The 14,306-nt window shown below is 36.1% G+C and carries 14 protein-coding genes; 5 read left to right on the top strand and 9 right to left on the bottom strand.

Annotation, left to right across the window (positions count from 1 at the left end; translation table 11 throughout):
• The first annotated feature begins 109 nt into the window (after positions 1–109).
• The 4 genes from EPI11_RS16340 to EPI11_RS16325 all read left to right on the top strand — a co-directional run bounded on the left by EPI11_RS16340 (position 110) and on the right by EPI11_RS16325 (position 4,534).
• Positions 110–700 carry a penicillin-binding protein activator LpoB gene (locus EPI11_RS16340; RefSeq protein WP_128391057.1) on the top strand — a complete coding sequence of 197 codons (591 nt, stop codon included), beginning with the start codon at positions 110–112 and terminating at the stop codon, positions 698–700.
• 14 nt (positions 701–714) lie between these two features.
• Positions 715–2,715 (top strand): COG3014 family protein, encoded by a 2,001-nt coding sequence (locus EPI11_RS16335; RefSeq protein ID WP_128391056.1) that lies wholly within the window; start codon positions 715–717, stop codon positions 2,713–2,715.
• A 17-nt stretch (positions 2,716–2,732) separates the two neighbouring features.
• Positions 2,733–3,107 (top strand): hypothetical protein, encoded by a 375-nt coding sequence (locus EPI11_RS16330; protein ID WP_128391055.1) that lies wholly within the window; start codon positions 2,733–2,735, stop codon positions 3,105–3,107.
• A 125-nt stretch (positions 3,108–3,232) separates the two neighbouring features.
• Entirely contained in the window at positions 3,233–4,534 is a 1,302-nt protein-coding gene (locus EPI11_RS16325) for an effector binding domain-containing protein (protein ID WP_128391054.1), read from the top strand.
• 44 nt (positions 4,535–4,578) lie between these two features.
• Here the strand turns inward: EPI11_RS16325 and EPI11_RS16320 are convergent, their stop codons facing one another.
• From EPI11_RS16320 to EPI11_RS16280, 9 genes are all read right to left on the bottom strand, one after another.
• Entirely contained in the window at positions 4,579–5,295 is a 717-nt protein-coding gene (locus tag EPI11_RS16320; RefSeq protein WP_128391053.1) for a tRNA threonylcarbamoyladenosine dehydratase, read from the bottom strand.
• On the bottom strand, positions 5,288–5,932 hold the full coding sequence (locus EPI11_RS16315) for a TatD family hydrolase (RefSeq protein ID WP_128391052.1): 645 nt from the start codon (positions 5,930–5,932) through the stop codon (positions 5,288–5,290). Before EPI11_RS16315 ends, EPI11_RS16320 begins: the two co-directional genes overlap by 8 nt.
• Positions 5,933–5,934: 2 nt before the next feature.
• The gene (locus EPI11_RS16310; protein WP_128391051.1) at positions 5,935–6,531 is read right to left on the bottom strand and encodes a hypothetical protein; all 597 of its coding nucleotides are present in this window, start codon (positions 6,529–6,531) and stop codon (positions 5,935–5,937) included.
• A gap of 73 nt (positions 6,532–6,604) precedes the next feature.
• On the bottom strand, positions 6,605–7,363 hold the full coding sequence (locus EPI11_RS16305) for a hypothetical protein (RefSeq protein ID WP_128391050.1): 759 nt from the start codon (positions 7,361–7,363) through the stop codon (positions 6,605–6,607).
• 79 nt (positions 7,364–7,442) lie between these two features.
• A complete protein-coding gene (mnmA, locus tag EPI11_RS16300) occupies positions 7,443–8,630 on the bottom strand; it encodes a tRNA 2-thiouridine(34) synthase MnmA (RefSeq protein ID WP_128391049.1) in 1,188 nt (395 codons plus the stop codon).
• A gap of 42 nt (positions 8,631–8,672) precedes the next feature.
• Complete coding sequence (locus EPI11_RS16295) at positions 8,673–9,383, bottom strand: toxin-antitoxin system YwqK family antitoxin (protein WP_128391048.1); 711 nt, start codon at positions 9,381–9,383, stop codon at positions 8,673–8,675.
• A gap of 105 nt (positions 9,384–9,488) precedes the next feature.
• On the bottom strand, positions 9,489–11,399 hold the full coding sequence (yidC, locus tag EPI11_RS16290; RefSeq protein WP_128391047.1) for a membrane protein insertase YidC: 1,911 nt from the start codon (positions 11,397–11,399) through the stop codon (positions 9,489–9,491).
• Positions 11,400–11,469: 70 nt separating this feature from the next.
• Positions 11,470–13,086, bottom strand: coding sequence for a CTP synthase (locus EPI11_RS16285; protein ID WP_128391046.1), 1,617 nt, complete (start codon positions 13,084–13,086; stop codon positions 11,470–11,472).
• A gap of 255 nt (positions 13,087–13,341) precedes the next feature.
• The gene (locus tag EPI11_RS16280) at positions 13,342–13,575 is read right to left on the bottom strand and encodes a DUF3820 family protein (protein ID WP_128391045.1); all 234 of its coding nucleotides are present in this window, start codon (positions 13,573–13,575) and stop codon (positions 13,342–13,344) included.
• Positions 13,576–13,728: 153 nt separating this feature from the next.
• On the opposite strand from EPI11_RS16280, the gene EPI11_RS16275 reads away from it, so the two are divergent.
• Positions 13,729–14,274, top strand: a complete 546-nt coding sequence (locus EPI11_RS16275) for a YfiT family bacillithiol transferase (protein ID WP_128391044.1) — start codon at positions 13,729–13,731, stop codon at positions 14,272–14,274.
• Positions 14,275–14,306: the final 32 nt, after the last annotated feature.

Raw genomic sequence — 14,306 nt, 5'->3', positions numbered from 1 at the left:
TTTTATACTCTTTTTTACAGATCAAATTATATTAAAAATTCTTTATTTGAGACGATATTAACACCGTTTATTTTTAATACATTTGATTTATTAATCAATAAATTACAATATGAGAACGAGTACCTACAAATTTATTTTAGCAGCAGCTTTAGGACTTACATTAGCTAACTGCGGCGGCACTAAAGTAACACGCGTAAGCGAAACAAGCGTAACCGATCTTAGCGGCCGCTGGAATGAAACCGACTCAAGGCTAACTGCCGAAGAGATAACCGCCGAACTTATGGACCATTCATGGTACAGTACTTATGCTTCTGAGCATACAGGTAAAAAACCGGTTATTATTGTAGGTATGATTACCAACAAATCGCATGAGCATATTGCTGCCGAGACATTCTCTAAAGACATCGAGAAAGCAATTATAAACTCAGGAAGAATGAAACTGGTTCAGGCCGGTAACATGCGCGAAGAGATAAGGGGAGAAAGAGCAGATCAGCAAAACAATGCATCTCAGTCTACCATGAAAAAATTTGGTCTTGAAAATGGCGCCGATTTTATGTTACAGGGAACTATCAACTCGATAGTAGACTCTAACAAAAAAGAAAAAACCGTTTACTACCAAATTGACCTTGAACTTACTAATATCCAAACTAATGATAAAGTGTGGATAGGTGATAAAAAGATCAAGAAAAACATTAAATAATAAAACCTACAACCATGAGGGTACCTAAAAATACCATTTACGCTCTATCAAAATCAGCAGTAGTCCTATTGCTGGTAAGCTTACAGTCCTGTAGTACTTACAATACCAAAACTACAATTGAAGGTGACCTTTTTAGCGGCGATTTTAATAAGGCTATTGAAGGTATAGACAAGAACAAATTTCTGCTTAAAGACAGAAACAAATTGTTGTACCTTATGGAAAAAGGAAAAATTGAACACCTTAGAGGCAATTATCAAAACAGCAATGCCCTTTTTGAGCAAGCTTATGTTATGATTGACGACAAGATAAAAACTAATGTAGGGCAGGCCATTGCCGGTAAATTTACCAATCCAATGGCCGAGCCTTATAAAGGTGAAGATTTTGAAAAGGTGACCATTCATTATTACATGGCGTTAAATTATTTTCATTTAGGCATGCCTAATGAAGCGCTTGTAGAAGCTAAAAGGATAAACATAAAGCTTTTAGAGCTAAATGAAAAATATCCTGAAAACAAAAATAAATACAGTCGTGATGCATTTTCACAAATACTACAGGGACTAATTTATGAGAGTACCGGAGATATTAATAATGCATTTATTGCCTATAGAAATGCCGAAGAAATCTATGACCGTGATAAAGGAACGTTTTTTGGCGTATCAATGCCGGAACAACTCAAAAAGGATTTAGTACGCACATCAAAACTTATGGGGTTTAGAGAAGAGTATCAGGCATATCTTAAAAAATTCGATATGATCCCTCCTCCTTCTGACACCAATTCTACACAAAAACCAAAAAAAGGTGCCAAAGCACCTAGTCCCGAAACTCCTGCTATAACACTACCTACAGGAGAAGCCATAATATTTTGGGAAAACGGTCTTGGCCCCGCTAAAGATCAAATAATGATATCAGTTTCTAATGCCGGACCTTTCTTTTATGGCAGCTATATGGACGGAGATATTGTTGAAGAAATTATCATTCCTATTCCGATAGGATCAAACATTGGCAGCATAAATGCTATTGCCATCCCTAAATACAGAAAAAGAGATACATTTTACAACAAAGCTACAATAGTAGTAGACGATAAAGAACAACCTTTTGAGTTAGGCCAGGATTTTAACTCAATTGCTAAACAATGTCTTAAAGACAGAATGCTTCGCGAAGTGATAGATCTTGCTGCCCGTTTCGCTGTTAAAAAAGCTAGTAGTGCCGGTCTTGGTGCTTTAGGGAAAGAGCTTTTTGGAGATACTGGTGGTGATTTAATGAAACTAGGCGGAGATATTGCCGGCGCTGCTACCGAAAAAGCTGACACCCGTAACTGGCAGTCATTACCCGCTACCATTTGCTACACACGTATACCTCTAAAAGAAGGTGAGAATAAATTTGTTATCAAAAAATATGGACCACAAGGTATTGTTGATACAGACACCTTAAACATTCCTTATAGAAAAGGATTACAGATCGTTAATTATTTCGATTTAGGAAGAACTCAAGTTATTTCATCAAACAGCAAAGCTGTTACTCTTTCGAATACTTCCGCTGTATCTTCGATTAATAGCCCGGAAGCTAAACAATCTGCCAGCTTAGTCGCAGTAGACAAGCCTGCTGTACAATCGATGGCATTAGCTAAAGATAACACAGGGGATGTAAATCCTGAGATAGATAGCAAAATTTTTGAAAAGTATGATAAATGGATCGATCTTGACAATGGCATTTCTTATAAAGTTTCTTATAAAATGAAGAATTTCTGGGGACAAAAGCTGTATGGAAAAACCGTTAGCTTAAAATCTACTAATCCGGAAAAAACAAAAGTCACTTTTGCTGTTACAGAACAACCAATGGAAAATGGCTGTGTAGAAGTATCAGGTAATGCCTACTATAAACATTTAGCTAACAAGGAAATAGTTAAGGAATATTACACCCTGACAGAAAAGCTTAAACCTAACAAAGTAACTAATGCTACTACGGTTTATAACATAACTCCAGACTTTTACGTTACAATATTAAAAATAGAATAATCTAAATCACCTGAACCATGAGAAAAGCAATGTTACTATTTGTACTTATATTTTCGCAAATTGCTTTAGCACAGGCTAAAGATGGTTGGGAGGAATGGCAGAAAACCAGCTGTTATTCAAAAATATTTTATAGAATAAAGAGCGAAAAAAAACACGGTGAACAATATCATTGGAAGATACAGTTTAGAAGCAATTATCCTCAACTTATATCTTTTAATTATAACATTACAGATAAACTTCAGCAATATAATATTACTACACACCGTAAAACACTCGAAGCAAGAAAACAAAGCGAAGAGATTGATGTTTACACCAAAGAAGACGATATCTTCTTATTGGTAGATAAAGTAAGCCTATCACCCTATCCTGAAAATTTTCAGGAATGCGAATAAAACACACAAGCCCTTTTAAGGGCTTTTTTTTATACATTTAAACGTATATTTTTACACTTTAAAAGTTATTTAGTTTCTTATGGGAAATATTTATAATTTTACGACAAACTAAAGTTTTCGATGGTATGAAAATTGTAAAATATGTATTTCTCCTACTGCTCTTGGCTATTATTGCCGTTACAGTTTTTATTGCCACTCAGGAAGGCAAGTACGACATCAAAAAAGAACGGGTAATAAATGTACCTAAAGCAGTGCTTTACAATTACATAAACGATTACAAAAACTGGGAAAATGTAGGTATCCTTACCAATAGTGATACTACAACAGTATACACTTATTCTGAAAAATCTTCAGGTAATGGAGCACAGATGAGCTGGAAAAAAGATGATAATACAGGAAAAGTGGAAACGGTTAAACTAGCCGAAAATGATTCTATCCTGCAAAAGGCTGTCATTAACGACCTCAATTCTGAAATTTCATGGACTTTTAAAGACACTCTTAAGAGTACTAAAGTAACATTACGATTAAAAGGAAATTTAAGCTTTTTAGAAAAAGCTAATGCTTTACTTAAAGGCGGATCAAATGAAAAAATGGAGGCTTCTCTGGAAAAAGGCCTTACTAACATTGATAATTTCCTTGTAAAAGAATTAAGCATATTTAATATTGATGTAAAAAATGAACTGGTTACTAAAACCGGAGCTTTTTATCTGGGTCATTTAGTGAACTCAAAAATTGAAGATATCAATAAAAAAGCGGCTGAATATTTTCCTAAACTTCAAAACTTCATTAAAACCAATAAGATTGTAACTAACGGTTCTCCATTTATACTTTATAAATCGTTTGACAAAGTACAAGGCACAGCCTCATACTTGATATGCATCCCTATAAAAGAAGAAATTTTCACAACACCGGGAAGCGAATTTGAAGGAGGAAGCCTATTGCCTTTTACTGCATTAAAAACAACCTTAAAAGGAGACTACTCACATTTGAGAAAAGCATGGGCAAAAGCTGAAAAACATATTATTGATAAAGCATTGCAGGAAAATACCACGGGCCAGTATGTAGAACTGTACAGTAAAGGTATTACCAAAACTAAAAGACCATCAGAATGGGTAACTGACATTTATATTCCAATTGGGGCACCTACTATCGTTCCGGTTACTGAAGGGGTAATTAATCCTGTATTACCAACCCCTGCTGCAACAGGTATCAAACCGGCAGCTACAGTAAAACCAATAACAGGTACGGCAGGAAGTAAACCGGCTACAGGAACAGTCAGGTCTAGTGTTCCATCAACCAAACCTACCAGCGCAGCAAATAAGCCTGCTGCAGGAACAACTAAACCCGCAGCAGCCAAGCCTACTGGCACAAAACCGACAACAACGCCTGTAAGCAAGCCAATAACGCAGCCTACTACACCAAGGTAAATAATATAAGATAAAACATAAAAAAATCCCCAATTGGGGATTTTTTATTTCTTGATGATATGTTTTACTACTGTTTCGGCAGAATGGAGTCCGAATAAAGCAGGCATCCAGCTGTTAGTACCAAAGAAAGACTTCTTGAAGTTTTTACCATCAGTCATCTTCAAACTGGTTTCGTCCGGTGCTTCGCTAGAGAAAACAACTTTTACACCTTTAGTTACGCCTTCCTTTTTAAGACGTTTTCGAACCGTTTTAGCTAACGGACAGTATTCTGTCTTACTAATGTCGGCTACTTTGACCTTAGCAGCTTCATATTTGCCTCCTGCGCCCATATTACTGATAATCTTAACCTTCTTACGTTTAGCCGAAATAATAAGGTTTAGCTTCGGCGTAATGCTGTCTATACAATCCAGCACATAATCATATTCATTGGTCACAAGCTCATAAGCACGTTCAGGAGATAGGAATTCCTGCAGTCGTATAAGATTCAGCTCCGGGTTGATATCCATAAGCCTGTCACCTACAATTGTTACCTTAGGCTGTCCTACGGTAGAATGCAGTGCCGGCAATTGCCTGTTAATATTGGTAATGTCTACTACATCGCCATCTACAATCGTCATTGTCCCTACTCCTGCCCTGGCAAGGAACTCGGCTGCAAACGATCCAACACCGCCAAGGCCTACTACCATTACATGCGAATTCTTCAATTTCTCCAGCCCTTCTTTTTTGAATAAAAGTTCGGCGCGCTCAGTCCATTCAGCCATTATTAAAAACGGTTTTAAAATTAGTGCTTATTATATTTTTTAAATCTTCAATATTCATGTTTCGTGCTTCTGCAGCTTTTGCATACACCTCTGCAATACTTTCTTCAATAGAATCGGTTTCTAAAAAGAACCTCCCTTCAGGCACATTAGCAAACACAGCAGACAATTCGGAATTTCGTAATAGGTATTTACCAAACGAAAGATAAAAACCGTTATCCAGCAGTTGTTTTGCTACCTGCTCATTTTTAGAGAATCCGTGAATAATCATTGAAACTCCGGGAACCAGCCTTTTATTGATCTCGATAACTTCCTGATAGGCCGCAACACAGTGCAAAATTACAGGTTTTTTATATTTTTTTGCTAATAACAGTTGTTTTTCGAAAACCTGCTGTTGAATTTCCAGAGGCATCTCAATACGTTTATCCAAACCGCATTCACCCAGAGCAAGGCAATTGGGCATTTGCAGTCGTTCTTCTATTATGGTCAAGTGTTCATCCAGCCTGTTTTCATCAATATGCCACGGATGAATACCCGCAGAAAAAAAGGGTACATCGATCGCTTCATAAGGGTATCGGTTTACGACTTCAAACACATTGTTGTTGCCAGATGCTTTATGGGTATGGAGATTGTAGTGCATAATTAAATCACACTATTTATAGAAATCCCCTTATCTGAGTTCAGTTTATATTTTCTGACATCTTCTTCATTAAAGAAAACCGTCAGGTGATTTGCCCAATAATAAGGCGCTTCGACATCAAAGATTTCAAGTGTCGCAATCCAGATATCAGTATTATTTTCAAATTTAACTTGCCAAACTAGTGGAACTCCATTACATTTTTTTTGTTTCGAAAAAAAAAACCAATTAGACCCAACTTCGATTTCATCCCAATGAATTAAAACATCAACAATTTTATTTTCTTTAAACTTTAAAACGTTTTCATTCTCTGAAACATTAATTAACTTGACACTTTCTCTTTCTTCAAATACAGGCAATACTTCCAGCCCTACACCATAGCAGTCAAAGTTATTATCCCAAAATATTTGTATCAATTTTCCATTATCGAGCTTGAAAATTATATTCATGTCTACTGAATGAATGTCTTCCGATAATTTCCAATCTTCATATGGATCTAATTCATCATAACTATTTAGCACTTCATAGTATACTTCAACAATTGAAGTACCAATTAAATGATTTTTTATTTCCTTATAATATTGTCCCTCTGTATACTTCATAGTATGTTATGTCTAATAAAGAAGATAAAAGTATAAAAACCCACACACTTTTCAGCAGAAGACATTTGTATAATTACATTTCTGGATTATACTCAATGAATTCGATAACTTCTGCGCTATAGCCTTTATCAAGTAAACTTATAATAACTGTAAAATCGGCACTGCCTTCCTGATAGGAACGATGGATTATCAATTTAAGTTTGCCACCTGTAAAATCACTCTTTATAATTTTATCATACCAGCCATCATGCGCATCCAATACTAGAAATTTTCCCTGATATTTCCCTGTCTTATCCTTTAGCGGCACATAGGCTTCTACATTAGATTTCGAATTGAATAAAACAACCGGAGAAGTATTATCACAGCCTGACAGTCCATATTCATCTTCTACCCCTATTCCAAAGTTTTTGCCAATATACATTTTGAAATCAGTATCACCTTCTTTAAATAGCGTGTCCCTCTCATTATTGCCATATTCATAAATATCTTTGCTATTCAGCCATCCTTTTACTTTAGGGTTATTTACCTTCACAAAATGGAATGCTTTACACTGATCGTCTGATTTCGCAATATCAATCCGATTTTTAGAAATACTGTCCATATCCACAATCAGTCCATACAATCTGGTACTTAATCCTGATTCTTTACTATCGCGATCATATAAAGGCAGTCTATCCGAAAGTATCAGTACCTTACCTTGTTTGCTTTCTGTCTCAAACAAATTCACCTTAGAAGGAACAGTGGCATTTTCAACTTTTGGTACAATAAGTTCCTCATTACGTTTACACGAAAAACCAACTACTACTAATAAAAGAATTATATATCTATTCATCGATTTTAAATTTCAACAAATATAAAAAATGCCCTACACTTTTCAGCATAGGGCATTGTATAATATAATCGGGAAGACTTTAAGAAATCACTCCCGAGCCAATTAGCTCATCGCCAATATACCAGGCAGCAAACTGTCCTTCGGTAATTGCTGATTGCGGAGCTTCAAACGAAATGTACATTCCGTTATCAAACTTGTGCAGGGTTGCTTTTTGTAATGGCTGACGGTAACGTATACGCACCATAACATCCATTGTTTCGCCATCTTTTAAAGTCATATCTTCACGTACCCAATGAATTTCATTTTCCTGAATAAACAGTGCTTTACGGAATAACCCAGGATGATTTTGTCCCTGACCTGTATAAATAGAGTTGGTCTCTACATCGGTAGCGATAATAAAAAGCCCTTCTTTGGTTCCACCTACATTAAGACCTTTACGCTGCCCTATTGTAAAATAATGAGCTCCCTGATGCTTGCCTACTACTTTACCCATTTCGGGCTTATAATCTATATTTTTAGCTTCATAAGCCAGTTGCTCTTTTATAGAACTGAATTCCGGTGCTGCTTCGCTATAAGTGGCAACATCAGCATTCACTTCATATATTAAGCCTTCTTTAGGTTGCAATTGCTGCTGAAGAAATTCAGGAAGACGCACTTTACCAATAAAACAAAGCCCTTGTGAGTCTTTCTTCTCGGCAGTAATAAGCTCCATTTTTGCAGCTATCTCACGCACCTGTGGTTTTGTGAGCTCCCCAATTGGGAATAACGATTTTGCCAACTGTTCCTGCGATAACTGGCATAAAAAGTAAGACTGATCTTTATTACCGTCTACCCCTGCAAGCAACTGATAGGTTTCTTTACCGTCTTTTTCTATAGTACCTTTACGGCAATAGTGTCCTGTTGCCACATAATCAGCACCAAGGCTAAGGGCAATTTTCATAAAAACGTCAAACTTTATCTCACGATTGCAAAGCACATCTGGATTTGGGGTCCTGCCCTTTTCGTATTCGTTAAACATATAGTCTACAATACGCTCTTTATACTCTTCACTAAGATCTACCGTTTGGAACGGTATACCTAATTTTTCGGCCACCAGTAATGCATCATTGCTGTCTTCCAGCCATGGACATTCGTTAGATATCGTTACTGTATCATCATGCCAGTTCTTCATAAAAAGGCCTATAACTTCATAACCCTGCTCCTGAAGCAGGTAAGCAGCTACGCTTGAATCTACTCCTCCGGAAAGCCCTACTACTACACGTTTCATTTTTTACCTCCTTGTAAATTTTATGCAAAAATACGACAAAATTTAATTCTTTTTGCGCTCTTTGCGAGCCAAGCGTACTTCAAAATTAGTTTTATCTTCTTCTTTTACCAGCTTTCCTTTTTCGAAAAACTGCCATTTGCCCGTTTTCTTATTGTTCTCAAACAAACCTTTAGAAGCTATATCGCCATGCGCATCTCTGTAAACAGCAGGTCCATGTAATTTGTCATTTTTATAAACCGATTCCTCTAACACTATGCCTTTAGCATTATATTGTTTAGATGCCCCGTTTTTCATTCCGTCTACATAAGCTACTTCTTCGGCAATTTTGCCATCAGAGAAATAGGTCTTCCTTATTCCGTTTACTTTTCCTTTACTGTAGTTTTCTACCGCCATTACAGCAACACCATCCGGATGGTAAAACTTCCATTCACCTTCTTTAAGCTTATTTACCTCTTTACCTTCTCCTTCTTTTTTCCCTTTAAGATCAAAAAAAGTGGTATAACATGAACCGTCTTTCGCAAATACTCTTGTAGCTGCTAAGGTCGATTTCGCATCATCATTAAAAAATTTAAATGAGCCGGTTTCTACACCATGATCAAAAGCACCTTCATAACGCGGTCTTTTAGACACGTCATAAGTACCTTTCCATGCACCGTCACGTTTTCCGGCAGCATCCATTTTATTGGTATTCTGCGCAGCGGCTCCGGTACTAATTAAAAACAAAGCTATAAAAGCAAAAAAAGTATTTTTCATAAGTAATTATCCTAATTTATAATAAACCCCGAATAAGGTATTTTAGTATATCCAAAAGTAAGCCATAGTTAAAAAAAAACATCCGCCGGGGCGGATGCTTTTACATTATTTTTTTATCTGCTTGGATTTTTGCTGCTCCTGAGCCTGCTCCATCATTTCCTGCATTTTGCGTTGGAAAGCACTTTGCTTTTTAGGTTTAGTTTTATTTTCTTCAATCTTAGCAAGGATCTTATCTTCTTTTACAATGTAGTTTTTAATTACCAGCATGATACCTATTGTAATAAGGTTAGAGATGAAGTAATACAAACTCAATCCTGATGCATAGTTATTAAAGAATATAAGCATCATTATTGGAGAAAGATAAATCATGATCTTCATGATCTTACTCATATCCGGCATACCTTCCTGTGGTGGTGCAGACATTGCCTGATCTCCTGTTGTCATTTTCATGTAGAAGAAGATCGCAACCGATGCTAATATTGGGAATAAACTCACGTGGTTACCATAAAACGGTATGTAGAACGGTAAGTGAATAACTGCATCATAAGATGAAAGGTCATCTGCCCATAGGAAACTCTTCTGCCTTAAATCAAAATAAGACGGGAAGAACTGGAAGAGGGCATAGAAGACGGGTATCTGCATTAATGCCGGAATACATCCCGCCATTGGGTTAACGCCTGCCTTATTGTACAGCTTCATTGTTTCCTGCTGTTTTTTCATTGGGTCTTTCTTGAACTTCTCGTTCAATTCCTGAATTTCAGGACGAAGTACTTTCATCTTAGCCTGAGACAGGTACGATTTATATGTTACCGGAGACATTACTAATCTTACCAATATAGTGAAGAAAATAATAGCCAGACCGTGAGGTAAGAAACCACTTAAAACGTTGTAAACCGGAATAAATATCCAACGGTTAATCCATCCGAATATTCCCCATCCTAAAGGTATGATTTTATCAAGGTTTTCACCTTTATATTCTTTTTTAGTAAGGATATTATAATCAGCCGGGCCATAGTACATTTTCATGTTATAGCTTAACTCTCCGCCTTTAAACTCTAATGGCATTTTAGCCGTGAATTTTTTAGTGAATATAGTATCCAGCTTTTCGTCTTTTACAAGATTTTCTGATGTAAGATCTGCCGTTTTAAAAGGTGTATCTGTTAAAAGAATAGTCGTAAAGAAGTGTTGTTTGAAAGCAATATAACTAACATTATTTACTTTTTCAGAATCGTTTGAACCTTCACTTAAAGATCCATCTTTACCATCTTCATACTCATAAATAACTTTAGTATACCTGTTCTCATAAGAAACGCTTTTTTCATTTCTGTATGTTTTCAGCTGCCATTCTAAATCTAATGGTTTAGATGTATCAACTACCTTAGCTAAACCTTGAGAACGGATAGAGAAATCCATCATGTAATCATTTGGTTTAAGCACATAACGGTATTCTAAAAACTCATTAGCACCTGCTTTAAGACGCATTGTTAAAACACTGTTCTCACCCTCTTTAGTTACAGAAGGCTCAAAATACATGTCTTTCGTATTAAGAATACGGTTGTCCTGCGTTTTAATTTGTAAATTAAGGTTGGCGTTATTATTTTTAATAAGCTCTACCTTATCTTTAGAAGTCTTGCTGAACTGGGTGAAATCGTTAAGTTCGGCAAAAGTGATAAAACCACCTTTATTAGATACTTTTAAAGTAAGTAATGAACTTTTAAGTTCAGTAGTATTTTCTTTAGCCGATGGTAATGTTGCACTATATGCAAAAGAACCTAAAGCTCCACTAAGCTTAGCAATCTTTATAGAATCGTTAGCTGTAGAATCCTGTACAATAGCTGCGGTTTTTTGCTCAACATTTTGTTGAACCTTTGCCTTGTCTATTTGTTCTTTTTTGGCTTTCTCATTAATTTCGGCCGCTTCACGTTCAGAAGTTTGGTTATAGATCATCCATAACAATAGCACTGCTATTAAACCGAACCCGATAATCGTTTTTAAGTCTAACTTTTTTTCTTCCATTATAAGATTATTTCACTTTGTGTGCCCCAGATTATCCCGAAGCTATTTATTAATGCCTGAGGCATTGTATTTATTCGCTTTTTTTAGCAACTGCCGCTTTTACAAAACTCACAAAAAGCGGGTGCGGATTAGCTACCGTACTCTTGTATTCAGGATGGTATTGTACCCCAATAAAGAATGGGTGGTTATCCAGCTCGATGATCTCTACAAGACCCGTATCCGGGTTAACACCAGATGTTTTAAGACCTGCACCTTGTAAATCTTTCATATAAGCACTGTTAAATTCATAACGGTGACGGTGGCGCTCTAAAATTTCTGTTTTACCACTATAGATCTTACTAGCCAGTGTACCTTCATCTATTAAACATTTCCATGCACCAAGACGCATTGTACCACCTTTGTCTGTAATTGTTTTCTGCTCTTCCATGATGTTAATAACCGGATGTGATGTGTGCTCATTCATTTCTGTAGAGTTAGCATCTTTCCATCCTAATACATTTCTGGAATATTCTATAACCGCCATCTGCATACCAAGACAGATTCCTAAGAAAGGAATATTGTTCTCTCTTGCAAAGCGTACGGTTTCAATTTTACCTTCAATACCTCTTCCTCCAAATCCTGGAGCAACAAGTATACCATCAAGTCCGCTTAATTTTTCTTCTGCATTATCCCTGTCAATATATTCAGAGTGGATACTGATCACGTTAACCTTAGTTTCGTTTTCAGAACCTGCGTGTATAAATGCCTCTAAAATTGACTTATAAGAATCCTGAAGCTCAACATATTTACCTACAAGGCCAATATTTACTGTGTGTTTAGGATTTTTAAGTTTGAAAAGGAACTGATTCCATTGTTTAAGATCCGGAGTGTTTTTCTCTGGTAAGTCAAGCTTTTTAAGCGCAACTTTATCAAGTCCTTCCTCCAGCATAAGGTTAGGAACATCGTATATCGTAGAAGCATCTATAGACTGTATAACAGCTTCTCTCTTAACATTACAGAATAATGCAAGTTTCTGTCTTAAGTCAGATGATAATTCATGCTCTGTTCTGCACACAAGGATATCGGCTTTAATACCGCTTTCCATTAATGTTTTAACAGAGTGTTGTGTAGGTTTTGTTTTTAACTCACCTGCAGCAGCAAGATAAGGAACAAGCGTTAAGTGAATAACAATACCGTTATTCTCTCCAAGTTCCCAAACTAATTGTCTTACCGACTCGATGTATGGAAGTGATTCAATATCACCTACGGTACCACCTATTTCGGTAATTACAATATCATAGTCACCTGTGTTACCCAGGTGCTGCATACGTTCTTTAATCTCGTTTGTGATATGAGGTACAACCTGAACGGTTTTACCTAAAAATTCTCCTCTTCTCTCTTTTTCAATAACCGAAAGATAAACCCTTCCTGTAGTAACGTTATTGGACTGAGAAGTAGGTACATTCAAAAATCGCTCATAGTGACCAAGGTCAAGATCGGTTTCAGCACCATCATCTGTTACATAGCACTCTCCATGTTCGTATGGATTTAGCGTACCCGGATCCACATTGATATACGGATCAAATTTCTGAATTGTCGTTCTATAACCTCTTGCCTGCAATAGTTTTGCCAGTGAAGCAGCTATAATACCTTTTCCGAGAGAAGAAGTCACACCGCCTGTAACAAAAATATACTTTGTTTGATTCATTTTGTAAAATATGTTGTTGTGTTGCTGTAAAAAACGTGGCAAAAGTACAAAAATTAATTGATTGTTTAATGCTTCAATTTTATAATGTATCAATGCTGTATTTTAAATATACATCAATGATTACTTTGCCTTCAATAATAATGCTATGATTTAACCCTATGCCAAAGTGGCATTGTTTTTTGTATAAAATTCCATTGTCCCAACAATTTGTAAGATTACAATTTAAAATTCTCAGGACAATTGACAAATTGATCACTATCTGGGTTTAGGATACTGCCTCTGGATATTTCTTATAAGATTTTCAAGTCCGTTAAGTTTTAATTCATATACCAACTGTAATTGTTTCCCTAACTGCCCTGCCGGAAAACCTTTATTATTGTACCACACCACATAATACTCCGGTAATTCTATTAGATATTTACCTTCATACTTACCAAAAGGCATTTTAGTATGCGCTAGTTTAATAAGAAATTCTTTTTGTTGATCCATGATTAAAATACCACAATTAAAAGGGTAAAGATACCCATAATAACTAACTATATAAGCCCTGATAAGTAATATGCCTATTAAAAAAATCATACTTTTATCAAGGCACCCATATTTCGTAACAGATATCTTTCATCACAATATAAAAACAATATTATGCTTACTCCTGAAATTGAAAAATTACGTTATCCGATTGGAAAACACATACAACCAAAAGAATATACAAATGAAATTCTTGCAGACTACATCTCTACCCTCTCTGAATTCCCGGAAATACTAAAGAAAGAAACTGTGCATTTAACGAATGAACAACTTAATACAAAATACAGGCCTGGTGGCTGGACAATTATACAGGTAATACATCATTGTGCAGATAGCCATTTAAACAGCTATATACGGTTTAAACTTACTTTAACAGAAGACAATCCGATAATAAAGCCTTATCAGGAGGATAAATGGGCCGAATTAGAGGATGGAAAAACACTGCCGATTAAACATAGTTTAAATATACTCGAAGGACTGCATTTCCGATGGGTTACACTATTAAACTCATTAACTCCGGCAGAGCTCAGTCGTACATTTATTCATCCGGAGCACGACACTAAAATTAAACTAATAGAAAACATTGGTATTTATGCCTGGCATTGCAATCATCATCTTGCCCATATTACAGAACTGAAAAAGCGAATGACTTGGAAATAAAAAATATCCCTTTTGTTATAAGGGGCAAATGA

The sequence above is a fragment of the Flavobacterium cerinum genome (assembly GCF_004028155.1).
Lineage (GTDB): Bacteria > Bacteroidota > Bacteroidia > Flavobacteriales > Flavobacteriaceae > Flavobacterium > Flavobacterium cerinum.
This window is presented reverse-complemented; position numbering and strand designations above follow the sequence as displayed.

What these genes read in the sequence shown, in the direction of transcription:
- EPI11_RS16320 (WP_128391053.1), bottom strand. Translation starts at nt 5,295, where the DNA reads ATGGCTGAATGGACTGAGCGCGCCGAACTTTTATTCAAAAAAGAAGGG.
- EPI11_RS16295 (WP_128391048.1), bottom strand. Translation starts at nt 9,383, where the DNA reads ATGAAAAATACTTTTTTTGCTTTTATAGCTTTGTTTTTAATTAGTACC.
- EPI11_RS16280 (WP_128391045.1), bottom strand. Translation starts at nt 13,575, where the DNA reads ATGGATCAACAAAAAGAATTTCTTATTAAACTAGCGCATACTAAAATG.
- mnmA (WP_128391049.1), bottom strand. Translation starts at nt 8,630, where the DNA reads ATGAAACGTGTAGTAGTAGGGCTTTCCGGAGGAGTAGATTCAAGCGTA.
- EPI11_RS16340 (WP_128391057.1), top strand. Translation starts at nt 110, where the DNA reads ATGAGAACGAGTACCTACAAATTTATTTTAGCAGCAGCTTTAGGACTT.
- EPI11_RS16275 (WP_128391044.1), top strand. Translation starts at nt 13,729, where the DNA reads ATGCTTACTCCTGAAATTGAAAAATTACGTTATCCGATTGGAAAACAC.
- EPI11_RS16330 (WP_128391055.1), top strand. Translation starts at nt 2,733, where the DNA reads ATGAGAAAAGCAATGTTACTATTTGTACTTATATTTTCGCAAATTGCT.
- EPI11_RS16305 (WP_128391050.1), bottom strand. Translation starts at nt 7,363, where the DNA reads ATGAATAGATATATAATTCTTTTATTAGTAGTAGTTGGTTTTTCGTGT.
- yidC (WP_128391047.1), bottom strand. Translation starts at nt 11,399, where the DNA reads ATGGAAGAAAAAAAGTTAGACTTAAAAACGATTATCGGGTTCGGTTTA.
- EPI11_RS16310 (WP_128391051.1), bottom strand. Translation starts at nt 6,531, where the DNA reads ATGAAGTATACAGAGGGACAATATTATAAGGAAATAAAAAATCATTTA.
- EPI11_RS16335 (WP_128391056.1), top strand. Translation starts at nt 715, where the DNA reads ATGAGGGTACCTAAAAATACCATTTACGCTCTATCAAAATCAGCAGTA.
- EPI11_RS16285 (WP_128391046.1), bottom strand. Translation starts at nt 13,086, where the DNA reads ATGAATCAAACAAAGTATATTTTTGTTACAGGCGGTGTGACTTCTTCT.
- EPI11_RS16325 (WP_128391054.1), top strand. Translation starts at nt 3,233, where the DNA reads ATGAAAATTGTAAAATATGTATTTCTCCTACTGCTCTTGGCTATTATT.
- EPI11_RS16315 (WP_128391052.1), bottom strand. Translation starts at nt 5,932, where the DNA reads ATGCACTACAATCTCCATACCCATAAAGCATCTGGCAACAACAATGTG.